We start from the raw sequence: 19370 nt of genomic DNA on the forward strand, positions 1-19370 counted from the left end.
GCGCCATTGTTCACATTGTCAAAACGGTGCGGTAGTGCGCCCGGCCGCCTTCCAGCGCCGCATAGCCCTCCGCGGCTTGCGACAGCGGTAACTCCTCGATCCACGCCCGCACCCCGGACAAGACCGCGAAATGCATCGTGTCCTCGACATCCTTGGCCGTCCCGGAGGGATGGCCAACAATGCTGACGCCCGGCGTTATCAGCTGCACGGGACTGATGGGCAGCGGTTCGGGCGTGACGCCGATGGTGACCAGTTCCCCTTGGGGCAGTATGCCGCCGACCGTGGCCGCCATGGCCTTCGAGTTGCCCGCGGTGGCCAGCACGACCGTCGCGCCGCCCAAGGCCTTCAGCGCCTCGGCGGGGTCACTGGCCGTGGAGTCGATGTAGTGATGGGCGCCCAGCTTGCGGGCATCATCGGCTTTGCCGGTGCCTCGGTTGATCGCGATGGTCTCGAATCCCATTGCCCGGGCGAACTGCACCCCGAGGTGGCCCAGGCCGCCGACCCCGAGTATCGCGACCCGATCGCCGGGCAGCGCCTTGGTGTGACGTAGGGCGTTGTAGGTGGTCACTCCGGCACAACCCAAAGGGGCGGCCTCGGCGTCGGAGAGCTCTGCCGGTATTCGGGCCAACGCGCTGACCGGCACGGTCACGGACTCCGCGTAGCCGCCGGGATATTGCCAACTCGGCACCTTGCCGTTCTCGCAGTGAATGAACCGGCCTTTGCGGCATTGATCGCAGCGGTAGCAGCATCCGCCGAACCATCCCACCCCGACGCGATCGCCGATTGCGAAATCCTGCACGCCATAGCCGATTTCGGCGATTTTGCCGGCGATTTCATGCCCGGGCGTCAGCGGCCACGACATGCCCGGAAAGCCGCCCGCGACAAAGTGCGCGTCGGTGCCGCAGATCCCACACGCGGTAACCGTCAGCCGAACCTCGTCGGGGCCCGGCGGCTTGGTTTCGACATCGACCAGTTCTAACGGTGCTCCCGCGGACTTTACGTGAACGGCTCGATGCGTAGGCATGCGATTGATGCTAGTGCGCGACAGGGGATTTCGCCGTGCCGTTGGTGTGGTAATCCACCTGCCAATGCTTGATCCCGTTGAGCCAGCCCGAGCGCAGCCGCTCGGGTTTGCCGATCGATTCCAGATTGGGTATCCCGTCGGCGATCGCGTTGAAAATTAGGTCGATCGTCATGCGCGCCAGGTTGGCGCCGATGCAGTAGTGCGCACCCGTGCCGCCGAATCCCACGTGCGGGTTGGGGTCGCGAAGGATGTTGAAGGTGTACGGGTCGTCGAACACGTCCTCGTCGAAATTGGCGGAGCGGTAGAACATCACGACCCGCTGGCCCTTTTTGATCTGCACGCCGGACAGTTCGTAGTCCTCCAGCGCGGTCCGCTGGAACGACGTGACCGGCGTGGCCCACCGGACGATCTCGTCTGCCGCGGTGGCGGGACGCTCCTTCTTGAACAGTTCCCACTGATCGGGGAAATCGGTGAAGGCCATCATGCCCTGGGTGATGGAGTTGCGGGTCGTCTCGTTTCCGGCGACTGCCAGCAGAATGACGAAGAAGCCGAACTCGTCGTCGGACAGCTTGTGCCCGTCGATGTCCGCCTCGATCAGCTTGGTGACGAGGTCATCGCCGGGGTTCTTCGCCCTGTCGGCGGCCATCTGCATGCCGTACATGATGAGTTCGACGGAGGCGGTGATGGCGTCGTTGTTGGCGAACTCGGGGTCTTGGTCGCCGACCATCTCGTTGGACCAGTGGAAAAGTTTCTTGCGGTCCTCCTGCGGCACACCCATCAGGCCGGCGATGGCCTGCAACGGCAGCTCACACGACACTTGCTCGACGAAGTCACCGGATCCTTCGGCCGCCGCGGTCGCGACGATGCGCCGGGCGCGCTCGGCGAGGTCTTCGCGCAGCCGCTCGACCGCCCGGGGAGTGAAGGCGCGCGAGATGATCTTGCGCAGCCGAGTGTGTTGCGGTGCATCCATGTTCAACAGCACGAACTTCCCGCGTTCCACCTGTTCGCCGACCGTGCCGTCCTTGTAGCGGGGCAGGGCCGTCTTCTGCAGGCTGGAGAAGATATCGCTGCGCAGCGAGATCTCCTTGACGTCCTTGTGCTTGGTCACCACCCAGAAGCCGCCGTCGTCGAACCCGCCCGCGCCACGGGGTTGCTCGTTCCACCAGATCGGTGCGACTCGGCGCATCTCGGCCAGCTCCTCCACGGGCAGCCGCTCGGCGTAGATGTCCGGGTCGGTGAAATCGAAGCCGGCAGGCAGATTGGGGGTCGGCATGAACCACTCCTCGATACGACGTGTTCTAGTGCCAATAAACCATTGCAACACCCCGGTTGGGAAGCACCGAAGCAATTTCGACACTCGCGAACTGCAACATGTTCAGCGGCGATGAATTTTCCTGACGCCGGCGGTCTGCACCAGTGAGCACCGACCAACAGCACCGAGCAAACGAAAGGGCGTGACCGATGCGCATCGTGCTGAGCGACTTCATGAGCCTCGACGGCGTCGTCCAAGCACCGGGCGGGCAAGGCGAAGACACCGAGGGTGGATTTGCGCACGGCGGCTGGTCGATGCCCTACTTCGACCCCGCCACGATGGGCCCGGCCGTCACCGAGAGTATGGCCGCCACGGAGGCCCTGCTGTTCGGCCGGCGCACCTGGCAGACCATGGCTGCGGCCTGGCCGGACCGCGCGGGTGATCCGTTCGCCGACCGAATGAACGAGATTCCCAAATACGTGGCGTCCCGCACGCTCACACCGGACGACCTCACCTGGCCCAACTCGCACCTGTTGCCTGCCGACGACGCGGTCGGTGCCATTCGCCAGCTGCGAGCGCAGCGCGGTGCCGCAGTGCAGGTGATGGGCAGCGCGTCGTTGGCCGCGCAGCTGATCGAGCAGGACCTGGTCGATGAGTACCGCCTGATGGTCGAGCCGATCCTGCTCGGTGGGGGCAAGCGGGTGTTTCCCAGCGACGGCCGGGCCCGCGCGCTCGAGCTGATTTCCGTCACCACGACCGGCACCGGCGTTCTCATCTGCACCTACCACCCGGCCAACCATTCGGAGTAGGGCCCCGCCCGGAAGCAATACGACCTTGTGGCCCGCGGCTCAATGGATATGCTTTGGTGCAGGTCACCGGCGACAAGTGGGGTGGAACATGATTCGGGCACTGCTAAGCGCCGCTTCGATAGCGGGCATCACGATCGGCATGGCGCCGTCCGCGGCCGCCGGTTACGACGGCGACGTGCCGAACATGAACTATCAGGCTTCGCTGGGCGCGCCCTGCGATAACTACGAGCGCTTCATCTTCGGCCGAGGACCAAGCGGCCAGGCCGAGGCGTGTCATTTCCCGCCCCCGAACCAGTTCCCCGCGGCCACCACCGGCTACTGGGTCATCTCCTACCCCCTGTATGGGGTGCAGCAGGCCGGCGCGAAGTGCCCGGGCCCGCAAGCGGCGGCGCAGTCGGATCGCGGGCTTCCGATGCTGTGCCTGGGAGATCAGGGCTGGCAAGAGGGATGGTTCACCGGGGCAGGATTCTTCCCGCCCTCTTCGTAGCGGGTCGATCGATGAATAACGTCCGGCCGGCCGCCCCGATCCCGCGGTGGCTGCGCTTTGTCCTGGCATCCGATCGCACCGGCTCGGCGTGGTACATCGGGACCGGCTTCTTCTTCGCCCCACTGCTCGCCGTGCTGTCGCCGTGGCCCGCGGTCACCGCCGTGCTGTGGGGGATCATCGGCGTCGCAGGGCTATGGCTGGGGCTGCTCGGCGTGGCGATGGCCATCGGCCTGGCGCGAATATTGCGGTCCGGCGCCGAGATTCCGGAAGACTACTGGCGCAGCCTGGTCAACTACTGAGCGTCTAGAGTCCTTACCAAGGTTCTGCAACGCATCCTGCAACCAAGTCCTGCAACCAAGGGAGACTCCGATGGCCATCAACGCCAAAGACGTGGTCGACGCCGCCAGGGACATCGCGACCAATGCCGTCGAAAAGACTTCGGACATCGTCGAACACGCCAGTGACATCCTCCGCGGCGACATCGCCGGGGGTGCCAGCGGCATCGTTCACAATTCGATCGACATCGCCACGCACGCGGTGGACCGGGCGAAGGAAGTGTTCACCGGTAAGGATGCGGTCGACGTCGACGACGAGTAGCCGCCTCAGACGGTGGCCGCTAGACGGTTGCGGCCTCGTTGAGCTCGTCCAGCCTGTTCGTCGCCTCCAGGTACTCCTGCACCCAGCGTTCGATGACCGTCGAGGTCTTTTCCACCTTGCTGAACTGACCGACGACCTGGCCGACGGGGTTGAACGCGACGTCGACGGTCTCGTTCGGGTACTTGTTCGTGGCCCGCACCGCCATGCCGGAAACCATGTACTGCAACGGCATTCCCAGCGGCTTCGGGTTGTCGGCCTGCTCCCATGCCTCGGTCCAGTCGTTGCGCAGCATCCGGGCGGGCTTACCGGTGAACGAACGGCTGCGGACGGTGTCCCGGCTGCTGGCCTTGGCGTATGCCGCCTGCTGGACCGGGGTGTTCGAGGCTTCCTCCACCATCAGCCATTGCGATCCGGTCCACGCGCCCTGGGCGCCCAGCGCCAGTGCCGCCGCGATCTGCTGGCCGCTGCCGATGCCGCCCGCCGCCAGCACCGGCACCGGGGCGACCTCCTTGATGACCTGCGGCCACAACACAATTGAGCCCACCTCGCCGCAGTGACCGCCGGCCTCGCCGCCCTGCGCGATGATGATGTCGACGCCCGCGTCGGCGTGCTTGCGCGCCTGCGACGGTGAACCGCACAGCGCGGCGACCTTGAGTCCGGCGTCGTGGATGTGCTTGATCATGTCGGCCGGCGGGGTGCCGAGCGCGTTGGCGATCATCTTGACTTTGGGGTGCTTCAGCGCCAATTCGACCTGTGGGGTGGCCGTCGCCTCGGTCCAGCCCAGCAACTGCAGGGTGTCCTCGTCGGCGTTCTCCACGGGCACGCCGTGATCGGCAAGGATCTTCTTGGCGAAGTCGAGGTGCTCCTGGGGCACCATCTTGCGCAGGGTGTCGGCCAGCTCCTCGGCGGACAGATGCGAGTCCATGCCCTCGTACTTATTCGGGATCACGATGTCGACACCGTAGGGGTGGTCGCCGATGTTCTCGTCGATCCAGTTCAGCTCGATCTCGAGCTGCTCGGGCGTGAAGCCCACGGCGCCGAGCACGCCGAACCCCCCGGCCTTGCTGACAGCCACCACGACATCGCGGCAGTGGGTGAAGGCGAAGATCGGGAACTCGATACCGAGTTCATCGCAGATAGGGGTGTGCATACCAACTCCTGGGACGCTCGCCGAATTGAAACGTGTTCTAGTTTAGTACGCACCCCCTTGACGAGGCCAGCCGCCCCTCACCAGCGTCCCGGAACTACGACGCGTCGCCGATGTCAGAGCACCACGGAGTGGGCCACCCACAAGATCAGGAACCCGAGGATGCAGCAGACGCAGACCAGATGATCGCGGCAGATGGAGCGCGCCAGGCGGGTCTGCTCGGGCGGGCTGTCGGTGCGGCGCCCGAGCCGAACGGCGTCGGGAACGGTCTGGGTCAGTGCCAGCATGATCGGGATGCCCGCGAGCAACGCCGACGTCACCAGCAGCCAGGCGGGGTCGTGCCCACGCGTGGCCTGAAACCCCAACGCGCCCAACAGGATAAGCATCACAAGGGCGATCAGCCGGTTCATCGGTCGCGACGTGGTCGTCGCCCGGTGGTAATACGCGGCGACGGACGCGAGCACCGCCTCGGGCAGTTCGTCACCGCCGCGGTGCCGGAGAACCTGGGCATCGAAAATCAGATCCATCCATAAGACGGCGAAAAGGAACCCGCCGCACGCCACAAGTAATGGGGCCACCGGTCATCCACCTCCGCTTCGCCCAGGCGCTCCGCCTCAATTGTTAGCCTGACCCGTCATGGGACGAGTGGATGACAAGGTTGCACTGATCAGCGGCGCGGCGAGGGGGATGGGCGCCTCGCACGCCCGGCTGCTCGTGGCCGAGGGCGCCAAGGTGGTGATCGGCGACATCCTCGACGACGAGGGCAAGGCGCTGGCCGACGAGCTCGGCGCCGCGGCGCGCTACGTCCATCTCGATGTGACGGATCCCGAGCAGTGGCAGGCGGCCGCGGCCGCGGCGGTGGCGGAGTTCGGCAAGCTCAATGTCTTGGTCAACAACGCCGGAATCATGAACTACGGCCCGCTCAAGACCTTCGACCTGACCAAATGGCAGCAGATCCTCGACGTCAACGTCACCGGAACGCTGTTGGGCATCCAAGCGGTGATCGATCCGATGACCGCGGCCGGCGGGGGCTCGATCATCAACGTCTCGTCCATCGAGGGCCTGCGCGGCGCGGCGTGGGTGCACGGCTACGTGACCTCCAAGTGGGCGGTCCGCGGCCTAACCAAGTCCGCCGCATTGGAATTGGCGCCGCACCACATCCGCGTCAACTCCATTCACCCCGGTTTCATCCGCACCCCGATGACCGCCAAGCTTCCGCAGGATCTGCTCAACATTCCTTTGGGACGGCCCGGGGAGGCGCAGGAGGTGTCGATGTTCGTGCTCTTCCTCGCCAGCGACGAATCGTCGTATGCGACCGCGGCCGAGTTCGTCATGGACGGCGGCTTGATCGCCGACGTTTCACACAAGGCCGAGTAGCGGTCCTTTCAACCCATCGGCGAAACCACTTGCGCCACTTGCGTTTCAGTGGTTTCGAGGTTGGTTTCTCGGTGAAGATTCTTGTCGGTGGCCCGTCGTAGTATCCGAACATGCTTTCGAGTGATCGTGCGGAGATCGAAGCCGACTATGTCGGGCTGCGCGCCGCGGTGTCGCGGATCCTCGAGCACTCTTACGACGCGCTGACCACGCCCGAGCGGCTGGCATTGCTCGACCAACTCGAGCATGAGGCGCGGCGGCTCCGGGCGCCGGGCCACCAATTGATCAATCAGCTCGCCGGGCAGGCGACGCCTGAAGAGCTGGGCGGCAAGCTGCCCCATGCACTCGCCGACCGGCTGCACATCACGCGCAGCGATGCGAACCGGCGGATAGCCGACGCCTCCGACTTGGGGCCGCGCCGCGCGTTGACCGGTGAATCGCTGGAGCCGCGGCTGACCGCGACGGCCGCGGCCCAGCGCGACGGCGCTATTGGGACTGCCCACGTTGCGGCGATTCGCGACTTCTTCAATCAGTTGCCGCATTGGGTGGATGTACAGACCCAAGAACGAGCCGAGCAACATCTCGCGCAGCACGCCATCCGGTTTCGCCCCGAGCAACTGCGCAAGCTGGCGGATCGGCTCGCCTACTGCCTCAACCCGGACGGGAATTTCACCGATATTGACCGCGCCCGCCGCCGTGGGCTGATCCTGGGCAAGCAGGACATCGACGGGATGTCGCGGCTCAGCGGCTGGCTAACGCCGGAAGTGCGTGCCACCGTCGAGGCAGTGCTGGCAAAACTGGCGGCACCGGGAATGTGCAATCCCGCGGACGCCATCCCGGTAGTCGATGGCGTGCCGGACGAGGAGGCAGTCCAGCGTGACGCCCGTTCGGCTGGCCAACGCAACCACGACGGATTGCAGGCCGCGTTACGCGCTGTGCTCGCAAGCGGGAAACTGGGGCAGCACAATGGATTACCGGCGACCATCATCGTGACCACGACGCTCAAGGAACTCGAAGCGGGTACTGGCAGGGCGGTCACCGGGGGAGGCGCCCTGCTACCGATGAACGACGTGATCCGCCTGGCCCGCCACGCGCACCACTACCTGGCCATCTTCGACAAGGGCCAAGCTCTGGCGTTGTATCACACGAAGCGGCTTGCCTCGCCGGGACAGCGAATAGTGCTCTACGCCAAGGACCGTGGGTGTTCGGCACCCGGCTGCGATGTACCCGGCTATCTCTGCGAAGTCCACCACGTTGACGAGTACGCCGCGTGCCAGGCGACGGACATGGACAACCTCACGTTTGTCTGTGGCCCCCACCATCGACTATTGCGACCCGGCGGCTGGACGACCCGAAAACGCGCCAACGGCGACACCGACTGGATTCCACCGCCGCACCTCGACCGTGGCCAACCGCGCACCAACACCTTCCATCACCCCGAGGAGGCGGTGTGCGAGGAAGCCTACGAGGAAGCCTGCGAGGAAGACGACGACCCTTGATCCGCTCCGTCGGCAACGGGTAGCGTAGTGCTGCCAATTACGAAACTCCTCGTAGCGTAATTCCTGTAGCGTTATGTCACGACCGCCGAAAGGATCGGCTTGATGCGCAGCCGTTATGCCGGCCATCCCTTCACGACGTCGACGCCGGAAATCGCGGCCGCGCTAGAGGATGTCAGCATTCCGACGCTGCTGCTTTCGCTCGTGCATATCACCGGCGACCCGCGATTCATCCGTGAGTTCAAACAGATGGGCATCTTTCTCAACGAAGTCCAGGGATTCATGTCGGAGGAGGACAAGGCACGGGCCCGCGCGGCGGCGCTGCCGGTGATCACCGAGTATCGAGACCGCGGCTGCCCCGAACCGGAGCCGCTGAGCCCCGAGCTCATCCGAGAAATGATGGACTGGGCGGCCTGCGAGCACGTTCCCGACGACTACCTTGCCCTCGTCTCCGAGGAGCTCGACCTCGACGGGGCCGACCCCCGCCGCCCGGCGCCCCTGCCGCCCGAGCGCGCGGCCGCGCTTCCGGTGCTCGTCGTCGGCTGCGGCGAGTCCGGCATCCTGGCCGGGGTGCGCCTGCGACAGGCCGGCATCCCCTTCACCATCGTGGAGAAGAACGCCGGTCCCGGCGGAACATGGTGGGAGAACACCTATCCCGGGGCCCGCGTCGACGTGGCGAATCATTTCTATTGCTACAGCTTCGAACCCAACAACGACTGGACACACTTCTTCGCCGAGCAGTACGAGCTGCAAGACTATTTCACCCGGGTGATGAACAAGCACGAGCTGACCGAGCACGTGCGGTGGAACACCGAGGTTCTCGCGGCCGAATGGCAGGACGACGCCGGCATGTGGGCCGTCACGCTGCGCTCGGCCGACGGGCAGACGAGCACAGTGCACGCGCGGGCGCTCATCACCGCGGTCGGTCAGCTGAATCGCCCCCACATCCCCGAATTCGACGGTGCCGACACCTTCGAGGGGCCGTCGTTTCACTCCGCGGCCTGGGATCACTCGGTGGACCTGACCGGCAAGCGCGTCGCGCTCGTCGGCGCCGGCGCCAGCGGCTTCCAGATCGCACCGGCGATCGCCGGAGAAGTCGAGCGGCTCACCGTCTTTCAGCGCACCGCGCAGTGGATGTTCCCGAACGCGATGTACCACGAGGAAGTCGGTGACGGCGTGCGCTGGGCGATGCGTCACCTGCCGTTCTACGGCAGGTGGTACCGGTTCCTGGTGCTGTGGCCCGGCTCCGACAAGGGTCTCGACGCCGCGCAGGGCGACCCGAACTATGCCGATCAGGACTATGCCGTCAGCGACATCAACGCCGCCGCGCGGATGATGTTCACCCAATGGATCACCAGCCAAGTCGGCGGCGGCCCAGACTCCCAAGAACTGCTGGCCAAGGTCATGCCCGACTATCCCGCCACCGGCAAGCGCACGTTGCAGGACAACGGCAGCTGGCTGCAGACACTGCAACGGGACAACGTCGAGCTGGTGCGGACGCCGATCCGCAAGATCGTGCCACGCGGTGTCATCACCGACGACGGCGTGACCCACGAGGCCGACATCATCGTGTACGCCACCGGATTCCGGCACACCGATGTGCTGTGGCCGTTGAAGGTCACCGGCCGCGACGGGATCGATCTGCACGACATGTGGGGGAGCCGGCCGTACGCGCACCTGGGCGTCACCGTTCCGCAGTTTCCCAACTTCTTCATCATCTACGGACCCGGCACGCACCTCGCGCACGGGGGCAGCCTGATCTTCCAGTCCGAACTGCAGATGCGCTACATCGACCAGTGCCTCACGCGGCTGGCGGAGCCGAATGTGCATTCCGTGGAACCGCGTGCGGAGGCGGCCACCGATTGGCATCGGCACACGCAGACCCAGATCAAGAAGATGGTGTGGTCACATCCGGCGGTCAAGCACTCGTACTTCAAGAACGCCGACGGGGAGATCCACACCGTCAGCCCGTGGCGCCTCAACGAGTACTGGGCCGCCGTCCGCGAACCGGACTGGTCACAATTCGTTGTACGAGAACGAAAGTGAAGCTTCAACCATGCGCACAGTAGTCGTCGACGGGCCCCGCAGCATCAGGGTCGACACGCGTCCCGATCCGGCGCTTTCCGGACCGGACGGAGCGATCATCGAGGTCACCGCCGCGGGCATCTGCGGATCGGACCTGCACTTCTACGAGGCCGATTTCCCCCTCACCGAGCCGATGACTCTGGGCCACGAAGCGGTGGGCACCGTCGTCGAAATCGGACCCGAGGTGCGCACCGTCAAGGTTGGCGATCAGGTGATGGTGTCGTCGGTGACCGGCTGCGGTGCGTGCCCCGGCTGCGCCACCCGCGATCCGGTCCTGTGCTACTCCGGATTTCAGATCTTCGGCGGCGGCGTGCTCGCCGGAGCACAGGCGGATCTTCTCGCCGTGCCGGCCGCCGACTTTCAGCTGCTCAAGATTCCCGAGGCGATCAGCACCGAACAGGCGCTGCTGCTCACCGACAACCTCGCCACCGGCTGGGCGGCGGCGCAGCGCGCCGACATTCCCTACGGCGGCACCGTCGCGGTCATCGGCCTGGGCGCGGTCGGCCTGTGCTCACTGCGCAGCGCGCTTTTCCAGGGCGCGGCAACGGTTTTCGCCGTCGATCGGGTCGACGGGCGCCTCGATCGGGCCGCCCGGTGGGGGGCAACGCCGATCAAGGCTCCGGCGGTCGAGGCCATCCTGGCCGCCACGGGAGGCCGCGGCGCCGACGCGGTGATCGACGCGGTCGCCACCGACGCGTCGCTGACCGATGCGCTCAACGCGGTGCGGGCCGGCGGCACCGTCTCCGTTGTCGGCGTGCACGACATGAACCCGTTTCCGCTCAACGCCCTGGGCTGCCTGATCCGCAGCATCACGCTGCGGATGACGACCGCGCCGGTGCAGCGAACCTGGCCGGAATTGATTCCGCTGCTTCAGTCGGGGCGGCTCGATGTCGACGGCATCTTCACCACGACGCTGCCTTTGGTGGAAGCGGCCAAGGGCTACGCGACGGCGGAATCGCGGTCCGGTGAGGACGTGAAAATTCTGCTCACCCCTTAGCTCGCCGGGTCGCGGTGACGTACTGCGAGCGCATGAAGCTGTCGATCTTGACGTCCACGTCCGGTGGCGTCATGCCGTAACCGGCCTGCAACTCGAGGGTGTTGCGGACGGGCTCGACAGCCCACCCATGGCCGGCCAGCCACTCCGCGGGCTCCGACTTCGTTTCGTAGGTGAGCGCGGAAAAGTCCACGTCACCCGACATGTTCACGCCCGGGTGCGTCGACTCGAGGGCCTCGAGCTGTGCGCGGTCCAGGCGCGATCCCAACGCGCCCAACGCAACTCGACTACCCGGCGCACACAGCTCGGTGATTCGGGCGAACAACGCGGTTTGCGCATCGTCGGTCAAGTAGGGCAACACTCCCTCTACCGACCAGGCGCTGGGGCTTTGCGGGTCGAACCCCGCCGCCCTCAACGGCGTCGGCCAATCCGTCCGCAGGTCGGCCGCGACCTCGATCCTGTGGGCCTTCGGGGCCGCGCCGTGCTCGCCCAGCACGCGCGCCTTGAACTCCAGGACTTTCGGTAGATCGACTTCGAAAACCGTTGTGCCTTGCGGCCATTCGAGGCGATACGCCCGGGAGTCCAATCCGGCGGCGACGATCACCGCCTGCCGGATGCCGGCTTCGCCGGCCGAGCTGAAAAAGTCGTCGAAGAAGCGCGTCTGCACACCGTAAAGGCGGGGAAAGGCGGTCTCGTCCTCGGTGGTACCCGGGTTGGCCAGCACACCCGCGAGATAGGGGTCCTGCGCGGCGGCGATGAAGAGCTTCGCGTAGTCGTCGCGGACCAGCGGCCGCGGGCTCGCGGCGTGCACGGCGCGCCAGCCCGCCACCAGCAGCGCGGTATAGCCCACGCCGCTGACGATGTCCCAATCGTCGTGCTCGGAACGAAGTGACCCGAATTCCGGTGTCCTGCTCACGGTAACCAAACTACCGGCGGCCTCAGAGCTCGAGAAGGACCGTCACGGGGCCGTCGTTCACCAATTCGACCTGCATCGTCGCACCGAACACGCCCGTTTCCACCTGCGCTCCCAGTTCTCGCAGCGCCTCGGCGAACGCCGACACGAGCGGTTCGGCGACCGGCCCCGGGGCGGCCGCGTTCCACGACGGCCGGCGTCCCTTTGCGGTGTCGGCGTAGAGGGTGAACTGGCTGACCACCAAGACCGGCGCGTTGACGTCGGCGGCCGACCGTTCGTCGGTGAGAATGCGCAGATTCCATAGCTTTTCGGCGAGCCGCCGCACCTTGTCCGCGTCATCGCTGTGGGTGACGCCGACGAATGCGAGCAATCCCTGGTTATCCGGCCGTATAGCGCCCACCACACGGCCATCCACCGACACCGCTGCCGTCGAGACCCTTTGCACAAGAACCCGCATGGGCCTCGATGCTGCCAGGTACGCTCGTCGGGTGTCCGTGCTCGTCGCATTTTCGGTCACCCCGCTCGGGGTGGGCGAGGGCGTCGGCGAGATGGTTGCCGAAGCCGTTCGGGTGGTTCGCGATTCCGGCCTGCCCAACAAGACGGACTCGATGTTCACCGTCGTCGAAGGCGAGACCTGGGAAGAAGTGATGCTGGTGGTGCAGCGCGCGGTGGAGGCCGTCGCCGCCCGCGCGCCGCGCGTCAGCACGGTGATCAAGGTGGACTGGCGCAAGGGCGCCACCGACGCGATGACGGAGAAGGTCGCTTCCGTCGAGCGCCACCTCGCCCAGGGCTAGGGTCCCACGGCTAGCGCTCTACGGCGTCCCGGAACGCTCGCTCCGCCGCGTCACCGTGGACCGCGAACACTATCCGTTCGAGCGAACTCGGCCGGTGGTGCCGCACGGCGTCGACCATCAGGCGTGCGGCCTCGTCGAGCGGAAAGCCACCCACACCCGTGCCGAACGCGACCAGCGCCAGCGAGCGGCAACCCAGCTCGTCGGCCCTTCGCAGCGTCGAAGTGGTGGCCCGCGCGATGATCTCGGCCGAGGTCGGGCCGCCCAGCTCCATCGTCGCCGCGTGAATGACGTAGCGAGCCGGCATGTCGCCGGCGGTGGTCTCGACGGCATCCCCGAGGCCGATCGGCGCCTTCTCGGTCGATTCACGTTGCACGTCGGGCCCACCGGCGCGGGCGATCGCCGCGGCGACGCCGCCGCCGTGCCGCAGCTGGGTGTTGGCGGCATTGGTGATCGCGTCGAGTTCGAGCTTGGTGACGTCGGCCTGCACTACCTCTAACTCGATCATCGGTTCATCCTCTCGCAGGCGTCCCGCCGGCGCGCCAGTAGGCTCATGCCGGTGAGCGCACGCGCGGGCATCGTGGTCACCGGGACCGAGGTCCTCACCGGCCGGATCCAGGACCGAAACGGGCCGTGGATCGCCGACCGGCTCCTGGAACTGGGTGTAGAGCTGGCACACATCACGATCTGCGGTGACCGTCCCGCCGACATCGAGGCGCAGCTGCGCTTCATGGCGGGCCAAGGCGTGGATCTGATCATTACCAGCGGCGGCCTGGGACCGACCGCCGACGACATGACGGTCGAGGTGGTGGCGCGATTCTGCGAACGGGAGTTGGTGCTCGACGAAGTTGTCGAGGGCAAGATCGCCGACATCCTCAAGCGGCTGATGGAGCGCAACACCGCATTCGACCCCGGCACCTTCGAGTCCATCAGGGCCGCCAACCGCAAGCAGGCCATGGTTCCCGCGGGTTCGCAGGTGCTCGACCCGGTGGGCACCGCGCCGGGTGTGGTGGTCCCCGGTAAGCCGGCGGTGATCGTGCTGCCGGGACCGCCGCGGGAGCTTCAGCCGATGTGGCGCACGGCCATCGAGACGCCCGCGGCGCAGCAGGCGATCGCGGGCCGAACGATCTACCGGCAGGAGACGATTCGGATGTTCGGTCTGCCCGAGTCCGGGCTGGCCGAAACCCTGCGGGGCGCCGAGGCGTCCATATCCGGTTTTGACGCGCTGGAGATCACCACGTGCCTGCGGCGGGGCGAGATCGAAATGGTCACCCGTTATGAACCCGACGCCGCGGACGCCTACGCGCAGCTGACGAAGTTGCTGCGGGACAGGCACGGGCAGCAGCTCTTTTCCGAGGATGGCGCACAGGTGGACGATCTGGTGGCCCGGTTGCTGACCGGTCGCCGGATCGCGACGGCGGAATCCTGCACCGCGGGGATGGTGGCGGCGCGGCTGACCGACCGGGCGGGGTCGTCCGACTATGTGGCCGGCGGCGTGGTGGCCTATTCCAACGAGGCCAAGGCGGAGCTACTCGGCGTCGACCCCGCGCTGATCCAGGAGCACGGTGCGGTGTCCGAGCCGGTGGCCGAGGCGATGGCGGAGGGCGCGTTGCGGCGCTTCGGCGCCGACACCGCCGTCGCGACGACCGGCATCGCAGGGCCGGGCGGAGGAACGCCGGAAAAGCCCGTCGGCACAGTCTGTTTCACGGTGATGCTGGGGAACGGCCGCACCGATACCCGGACGCTGCGCCTGCCCGGGAACCGCTCCGACATCCGGGAGCGATCGACGACGGTGGCGATGCACCTGCTGCGGCGCCTGCTCAGCGGCTAGCTCACTTCACTTCCGTTGGCAGGAAAGCGCTCTCGGCGGTGCCGAAGCGAATCCCGGTGGCGTCCTTGCCGATAAACGTTAGGAAAGCCACGGCGATCAGCACCGGCACGATCGTCGCCGCCAGCGCGAACGGATAGCCGTGCGACTCGGCCAGGCGTTCTTGGATGGGTAAATTGAACGCCGCCAACAGGTTTCCGAGCTGGTAGGTCACGCCGGGGTAGAGGCCGCGGATTGCGTCCGGCGACAACTCAGTCAGGTGGGCGGGGATCACCCCCCACGCGCCCTGTACGAAGAGCTGCATCAGGAACGAGCCGAGGCAGAGCATCGCCGCGGTGCGCGAATAGGCGAACAACGGCACGATCGGCAGGCCCAACAGCGCGCAGAAGACCACGGTGTAGCGCCGGCTGATCCGTTGTGACAGCGTGCCGAAGAACAGCCCGCCGGTGATGGCCCCGATGTTGTAGACCACGGCGATCCACTTGACGGTCACGCTGGACAGACCCGCGCCCTGGTTGGCGGTCGCGCCCAGGAAGGTGGGGTAGACGTCCTGGGTTCCGTGGCTCATCCAGTTGAAGGCGGTCATCAGCAGCACCAGGTAGACGAACCGACGGATGATCGCGCCCTCGCGCAGGACGTCGCGAATCCTGGTGCTGGTGAGCCGCATTCGGTCCTGCGCCGCCTCCCAAACCTCGGACTCCTCGACGCGATAGCGGATGATCAGGCTGATCAGGGCCGGGATGATGCTCAGGGCGAACAACCAGCGCCACGACAGCCCAAGCCAATTCATCACCACCAGCGACGCCACGCTGGCCAGCAGGTAGCCGAAGGCGTAGCCCTCCTGTAATAGCCCGGAGAAAAATCCGCGTCGCTCGACGGGCACCTTCTCCATGGCCAGCGCGGCGCCCAGCCCCCATTCGCCGCCCATGCCGATGCCGTAGAGCACGCGCAGGATCACCAGCACGGTGAAGTTGGGTGCGAACGCGCACAGGAAACCCACCACGGAGTAGAACATCACGTCGACCATCAGCGGGAGCCGCCGGCCGACACGGTCGGCCCACAGCCCGAACAGCAGCGCGCCGACCGGGCGCATCACCAGTGTCGCCGTGGTGATGAACGCGACCTCGGTCTTGCTCTGGTGGAAAGTCTTTGCGATGTCGGCATAGACGAACACCACGATGAAGTAGTCAAAGGCGTCCATCGTCCAGCCCAACAACGCGGCGACGAATGAATTTCGCTGGTCGGCGGTCATCTTCTGGCGGGGATTATTTTGACGACTCTGTGTGGTCACTTGAGCATCGTGCAGTACCAGGCGGCGCTGCGCGAGAGTAAGTTGACCGAACATGCGAATCATCGACGCCGATGGACACGTTGCCGAGAACCCCTCGCTGGCGATCGAGGCGATCAAACGCTGGCCGGAATACATCAAACCCAGCACCGACGGGCGGCCCAGCCTGACGTTCGAGGGCCGCAACTATCCGGAGGACCGCGGTCCCGGCGCGGGGTGCCCGCCCGAGCACGGGATCAGCAAGGCGGCCGACCTCAATTGCCGCTCACCGGAGGGCGTGCTGGGCGACGCCGACCGCGATCACATCGACACGATGGTGCTCTATCCCAGCCTTGGGCTGTGCGCGCCCAGCCTCGAGGATCCCGAGTTCGCCGCCGGATTCTCACGGCTCTACAACCAGTGGATCGCCGATTTCTGCGCCTCGTCGGGCGGCCGGTTGCGCGGTGTCGCCGTCACCCCGATCGAGCACGGCCAAGCGGCCATCGACGTCATGACCGAGGCCAAGGAGCTCGGACTGGTGGCGACCCTGGTCCCGCCCGCGCTCAAGACCCGCAACCTCGACCATCCGGACCTCGACCCGTTCTACGCGGCCGCCGTGGAGCTCGGAATGCCGCTGGGCATTCACGGCGCCCCCGGCATCCACCTGCCGAAGATCGGCGTTGACCGCTTCACGAATTACATTCAGGTGCACTGCATCAGCTTTCCCTTCGACCAGATGACCGCGATGACGGCGATGGTCTCCGGCGGCGTCTTCGAGCGGCATCCGCAGTTGCGGGTCGCCTTCCTCGAAGCGGGGGCGGGCTGGGTGCCGTTCTTCATGGACCGGCTGCACGAGCATTACGAGAAGCGGGGCGACTGGGTCGAACGCGGCTGGCGCCGCGACCCACACGAGTATCTGCAGGCGGGCAACATCTTCGTGACCTGCGAACCGGAGGAGCCGATCCTGCCCGGCGTGATCGACGTGCTCGGCTCCGACTTCATCATGTTCGCCAGCGATTACCCGCATTGGGACGGCGAATGGCCGGAGAGCACCAAGCATTTGCGGACCCGCCCCGACATCAGCGAGGAGGCCCGCGAAAAGATCGGCGGCCTGAACGCGCAGCGCTTCTACGGGCTGAACTGACGGCTATGGGCCCCTTCCTCATTCGCGCCGCGCTGACGGGGTTTGCGTTGTGGGTGGTCACCCAGCTCGTCCACGGGCTGACCTTCGTGGGCGGCCATACGACGCTGGAGAAGATCGGCATCATCTTCGTCGTCGCCGTCATCTTCGGTCTGGTCAACGCGATCATCAAGCCGATCGTCCAGATCCTCTCGATCCCGCTGTACATCGTGACGCTTGGCCTTTTCCACATCGTCGTCAATGCGTTGATGCTGTGGATCACCGCCCGGATCACCGAACACACCACCCACTGGGGATTGCAGATCGATCACTTCTGGTGGACCGCGATCTGGGCGGCGATCGCGTTGTCGATTGTGAGCTGGCTGCTGTCGCTGCTGAGCCGCGACGTCCGCCGGGTCACGAACCGGTAATCGTCAGCGGGCCCGCCACCGCGGCGGCCGCTTCTCGGCGAAGGCACGCGGTCCTTCCTTCGCGTCTTCCGTCGCGAAAACGCGGTCGCTGTGCCGGGTCTCGTTCTCGTACGCCGACTCGAGGTCGAGCGCCAGGCCCTCGACCGCCGACTGCTTCGTCGCAAACACCGCCAGCGGCGCGTTGGCCGCGATGCGCTCGGCGTAGTCATACGCTGTCTCCATCAGCTGATCCGCCGGCACCACGCGATTGAGCAGCCCCATGGCCAGGGCTCGCTCCGCGTCGACCATGTCGGCGGTCAGCAGCAGTTCCATCGCCAGCGCGTAGGGCAGCTGGCGCGGCAGGCGCACCGTGCTTCCGCCGCCGGCGAACAGGCCGCGCTTGGGCTCCATCACCGCGAATCGCGCCTCGGGCACGGCCACTCGAATGTCGGTGCAGCCCAACATCTCGAAGCCGCCCGCCACGCAGGTACCGTTCACCGCCGCGATGATCGGCTTGTATACGGGGAAGCGGTGCAAGACGGCGTGGATGGCGTCGTCCTTGTTCCAGCCCGCGGGCTGCGGCAGGTCGCCGGTGAGTTCCGGGATGAATTTCTTCAAGTCGGCACCGGTGCAGAAATCCCGTCCGACGCCCGTGACCACGGCGACCCAGGCGCTGGCGTCATCGCGAAAGGCGGCCCAGGCGTGGGCCAAGTCGCGGAAATGTTCCATGTCCAGCGAGTTGCGGGTCTCGGGGCGGTTGATCGTGATGGTGGCGATGTGTGCGTGCAGGGCGTAATCGATGCTCACAATGTCTCCCGCTCGGTGACCAGACGCACGACGTCGCGCGCGCATCCCCACGACAAGGTCACGCCATTGCCGCCGTGCCCGTAGTTGTGGACGCATTGCGCCGAGCCGAGCGGTTCGGCCTCGACTCGCACCGATGGACGATCGGGACGCAGCCCGGTGATGGTCTCGATCACTTCGGCCTCGCCAAGCCGCGGCTCGATCTTGCGGCAGCGCAGCAAGATTCGTTCGCTGACCTCGGGGTCGGCAGTGGTGTCCCACCGCCCGGGAATGCTGATGCCGCCGCACACCACACGCTGCGGGTGGGGGAAATAGCAGGTCCATTCCGGGCCAGCGTTGATTTCCAGAAACAGTTGCTGCAAACCGGGATTGGTGAGCACGACATGCTGGCCGAACAGCGGGCGCATCGTGTCGTCGCCCGCCAGCGCCCCGGCCCCGAGGCCGGCACAGTTGACCACTATCGGCGCGGCGTCGGCGACCTCGGCCAGTGTTCGCACCGTACGGGTTTCGATTTCGCCGCCGGCCGCGGTGAGTCGATCGGTCAGGTAGTCGAGGTATTGCGGCATGTCGATCATCGGCAAGGTGGCGCGAAATCCGGTGCCGAAGTCCTCGGGGAGATCGGCCGCATCGGCCGGACGCAGGTCGGGGATCAGCGCGGCCGCCGACGACATCGCCTCGGCCCCGGTCAATTCGCCGACGGCGATCGCCGGCGCCATGCGCACGCCGGTACCGGGGATGGCGGCCAGTTCCCGGAAGACGCCGAGGGAATGCTGGGTCCAGGCCAGGGTTTCGTTGGCCCGTTCGGCCGGTCGCGGCGGCGCCCACACGGCGCCGGCGATGATCGAGGTCGTTTGGTGAGGCATTGCCTGCGCCCACACCCGCACCGGCCAACCGGCTTCGGCGAGACATATCGCCGACGTCAATCCGCTGACGCCGGCACCGATCACGACAATCCGCTGCGCACTGGCCACG

22 protein-coding genes are annotated in these 19370 nt (G+C 66.4%); 12 read left to right on the top strand and 10 right to left on the bottom strand.

From position 1 onward, the window contains the following. Positions 1 to 10: 10 nt before the first annotated feature. Together A5745_RS06615 and A5745_RS06620 are read right to left on the bottom strand one after the other, a co-directional pair. Entirely contained in the window at positions 11 to 1024 is a 1014-nt protein-coding gene (locus tag A5745_RS06615) for an alcohol dehydrogenase (protein ID WP_076115528.1), read from the bottom strand. 10 nt (positions 1025 to 1034) lie between these two features. After that, positions 1035 to 2297, bottom strand: coding sequence for a cytochrome P450 (locus A5745_RS06620; RefSeq protein ID WP_076115529.1), 1263 nt, complete (start codon positions 2295 to 2297; stop codon positions 1035 to 1037). 188 nt (positions 2298 to 2485) lie between these two features. On the opposite strand from A5745_RS06620, the gene A5745_RS06625 reads away from it, so the two are divergent. The 4 genes from A5745_RS06625 to A5745_RS06640 all read left to right on the top strand — a co-directional run bounded on the left by A5745_RS06625 (position 2486) and on the right by A5745_RS06640 (position 4169). Further along, positions 2486 to 3085 (top strand): dihydrofolate reductase family protein, encoded by a 600-nt coding sequence (locus tag A5745_RS06625; protein WP_076115530.1) that lies wholly within the window; start codon positions 2486 to 2488, stop codon positions 3083 to 3085. An 88-nt stretch (positions 3086 to 3173) separates the two neighbouring features. After that, on the top strand, positions 3174 to 3572 hold the full coding sequence (locus A5745_RS06630) for a hypothetical protein (RefSeq protein ID WP_076057979.1): 399 nt from the start codon (positions 3174 to 3176) through the stop codon (positions 3570 to 3572). An 11-nt stretch (positions 3573 to 3583) separates the two neighbouring features. Continuing rightward, entirely contained in the window at positions 3584 to 3871 is a 288-nt protein-coding gene (locus tag A5745_RS06635) for a hypothetical protein (RefSeq protein WP_076115531.1), read from the top strand. A 70-nt stretch (positions 3872 to 3941) separates the two neighbouring features. Then, positions 3942 to 4169 carry a hypothetical protein gene (locus A5745_RS06640; protein WP_076057977.1) on the top strand — a complete coding sequence of 76 codons (228 nt, stop codon included), beginning with the start codon at positions 3942 to 3944 and terminating at the stop codon, positions 4167 to 4169. A gap of 19 nt (positions 4170 to 4188) precedes the next feature. On the opposite strand, the gene A5745_RS06645 is transcribed toward A5745_RS06640, so the two are convergent. Both A5745_RS06645 and A5745_RS06650 read right to left on the bottom strand, forming a co-directional pair. Further along, positions 4189 to 5319 (bottom strand): nitronate monooxygenase, encoded by a 1131-nt coding sequence (locus A5745_RS06645; protein WP_076057976.1) that lies wholly within the window; start codon positions 5317 to 5319, stop codon positions 4189 to 4191. A 113-nt stretch (positions 5320 to 5432) separates the two neighbouring features. Beyond that, the gene (locus tag A5745_RS06650; RefSeq protein ID WP_076115532.1) at positions 5433 to 5894 is read right to left on the bottom strand and encodes a hypothetical protein; all 462 of its coding nucleotides are present in this window, start codon (positions 5892 to 5894) and stop codon (positions 5433 to 5435) included. Between the two features lie 58 nt (positions 5895 to 5952). On the opposite strand from A5745_RS06650, the gene A5745_RS06655 reads away from it, so the two are divergent. The 4 genes from A5745_RS06655 (at position 5953) to A5745_RS06670 (ending at position 11268) form a co-directional block, all read left to right on the top strand. Next, a complete protein-coding gene (locus A5745_RS06655; RefSeq protein ID WP_076115533.1) occupies positions 5953 to 6693 on the top strand; it encodes a glucose 1-dehydrogenase in 741 nt (246 codons plus the stop codon). A 110-nt stretch (positions 6694 to 6803) separates the two neighbouring features. Next, on the top strand, positions 6804 to 8189 hold the full coding sequence (locus tag A5745_RS06660) for an HNH endonuclease signature motif containing protein (RefSeq protein ID WP_076115534.1): 1386 nt from the start codon (positions 6804 to 6806) through the stop codon (positions 8187 to 8189). A 102-nt stretch (positions 8190 to 8291) separates the two neighbouring features. After that, positions 8292 to 10232, top strand: a complete 1941-nt coding sequence (locus tag A5745_RS06665; protein ID WP_076115535.1) for an NAD(P)/FAD-dependent oxidoreductase — start codon at positions 8292 to 8294, stop codon at positions 10230 to 10232. A 10-nt stretch (positions 10233 to 10242) separates the two neighbouring features. Further along, positions 10243 to 11268, top strand: coding sequence for an alcohol dehydrogenase catalytic domain-containing protein (locus A5745_RS06670; protein ID WP_076115536.1), 1026 nt, complete (start codon positions 10243 to 10245; stop codon positions 11266 to 11268). Here the strand turns inward: A5745_RS06670 and A5745_RS06675 are convergent. Together A5745_RS06675 and dtd are read right to left on the bottom strand one after the other, a co-directional pair. Further along, positions 11258 to 12181: a class I SAM-dependent methyltransferase gene (locus A5745_RS06675; RefSeq protein ID WP_076115537.1), complete on the bottom strand. Its 924-nt coding sequence runs from the start codon at positions 12179 to 12181 to the stop codon at positions 11258 to 11260. The genes A5745_RS06670 and A5745_RS06675 overlap by 11 nt on opposite strands. Before the next feature lie 22 nt (positions 12182 to 12203). Further along, complete coding sequence (gene dtd / locus A5745_RS06680) at positions 12204 to 12635, bottom strand: D-aminoacyl-tRNA deacylase (RefSeq protein WP_076115538.1); 432 nt, start codon at positions 12633 to 12635, stop codon at positions 12204 to 12206. A gap of 31 nt (positions 12636 to 12666) precedes the next feature. Here dtd and A5745_RS06685 point away from each other — a divergent pair, with 31 nt between their 5' ends. Continuing rightward, the gene (locus A5745_RS06685) at positions 12667 to 12972 is read left to right on the top strand and encodes an MTH1187 family thiamine-binding protein (protein WP_076115539.1); all 306 of its coding nucleotides are present in this window, start codon (positions 12667 to 12669) and stop codon (positions 12970 to 12972) included. A 10-nt stretch (positions 12973 to 12982) separates the two neighbouring features. Here A5745_RS06685 and A5745_RS06690 read toward each other — a convergent pair whose 3' ends face one another. Further along, positions 12983 to 13477, bottom strand: coding sequence for a macro domain-containing protein (locus A5745_RS06690; protein ID WP_076115540.1), 495 nt, complete (start codon positions 13475 to 13477; stop codon positions 12983 to 12985). A 45-nt stretch (positions 13478 to 13522) separates the two neighbouring features. On the opposite strand from A5745_RS06690, the gene A5745_RS06695 reads away from it, so the two are divergent. Continuing rightward, complete coding sequence (locus A5745_RS06695) at positions 13523 to 14800, top strand: competence/damage-inducible protein A (RefSeq protein WP_076115541.1); 1278 nt, start codon at positions 13523 to 13525, stop codon at positions 14798 to 14800. Between the two features lies 1 nt (position 14801). Here the strand turns inward: A5745_RS06695 and A5745_RS06700 are convergent, their stop codons facing one another. Then, positions 14802 to 16049 carry an MFS transporter gene (locus A5745_RS06700; RefSeq protein ID WP_076115542.1) on the bottom strand — a complete coding sequence of 416 codons (1248 nt, stop codon included), beginning with the start codon at positions 16047 to 16049 and terminating at the stop codon, positions 14802 to 14804. Positions 16050 to 16140: 91 nt separating this feature from the next. Between A5745_RS06700 and A5745_RS06705 the strand changes: the two genes are divergently transcribed. Next, positions 16141 to 17208 carry an amidohydrolase family protein gene (locus A5745_RS06705; RefSeq protein WP_076057964.1) on the top strand — a complete coding sequence of 356 codons (1068 nt, stop codon included), beginning with the start codon at positions 16141 to 16143 and terminating at the stop codon, positions 17206 to 17208. 5 nt (positions 17209 to 17213) lie between these two features. Beyond that, positions 17214 to 17615: a phage holin family protein gene (locus A5745_RS06710; protein WP_076057963.1), complete on the top strand. Its 402-nt coding sequence runs from the start codon at positions 17214 to 17216 to the stop codon at positions 17613 to 17615. A 3-nt stretch (positions 17616 to 17618) separates the two neighbouring features. Here the strand turns inward: A5745_RS06710 and A5745_RS06715 are convergent, their stop codons facing one another. Both A5745_RS06715 and A5745_RS06720 read right to left on the bottom strand, forming a co-directional pair. Beyond that, on the bottom strand, positions 17619 to 18401 hold the full coding sequence (locus A5745_RS06715) for an enoyl-CoA hydratase/isomerase family protein (protein WP_076115543.1): 783 nt from the start codon (positions 18399 to 18401) through the stop codon (positions 17619 to 17621). Next, positions 18398 to 19369 (bottom strand): FAD-dependent oxidoreductase, encoded by a 972-nt coding sequence (locus A5745_RS06720; protein WP_076115544.1) that lies wholly within the window; start codon positions 19367 to 19369, stop codon positions 18398 to 18400. The genes A5745_RS06715 and A5745_RS06720 overlap by 4 nt, the downstream gene beginning before the upstream one ends. Position 19370: the final 1 nt, after the last annotated feature.

Origin of the sequence: Mycobacterium sp. IS-2888 (genome assembly GCF_001954215.1) — a bacterium.
Classification (GTDB): Bacteria; Actinomycetota; Actinomycetes; order Mycobacteriales; family Mycobacteriaceae; genus Mycobacterium.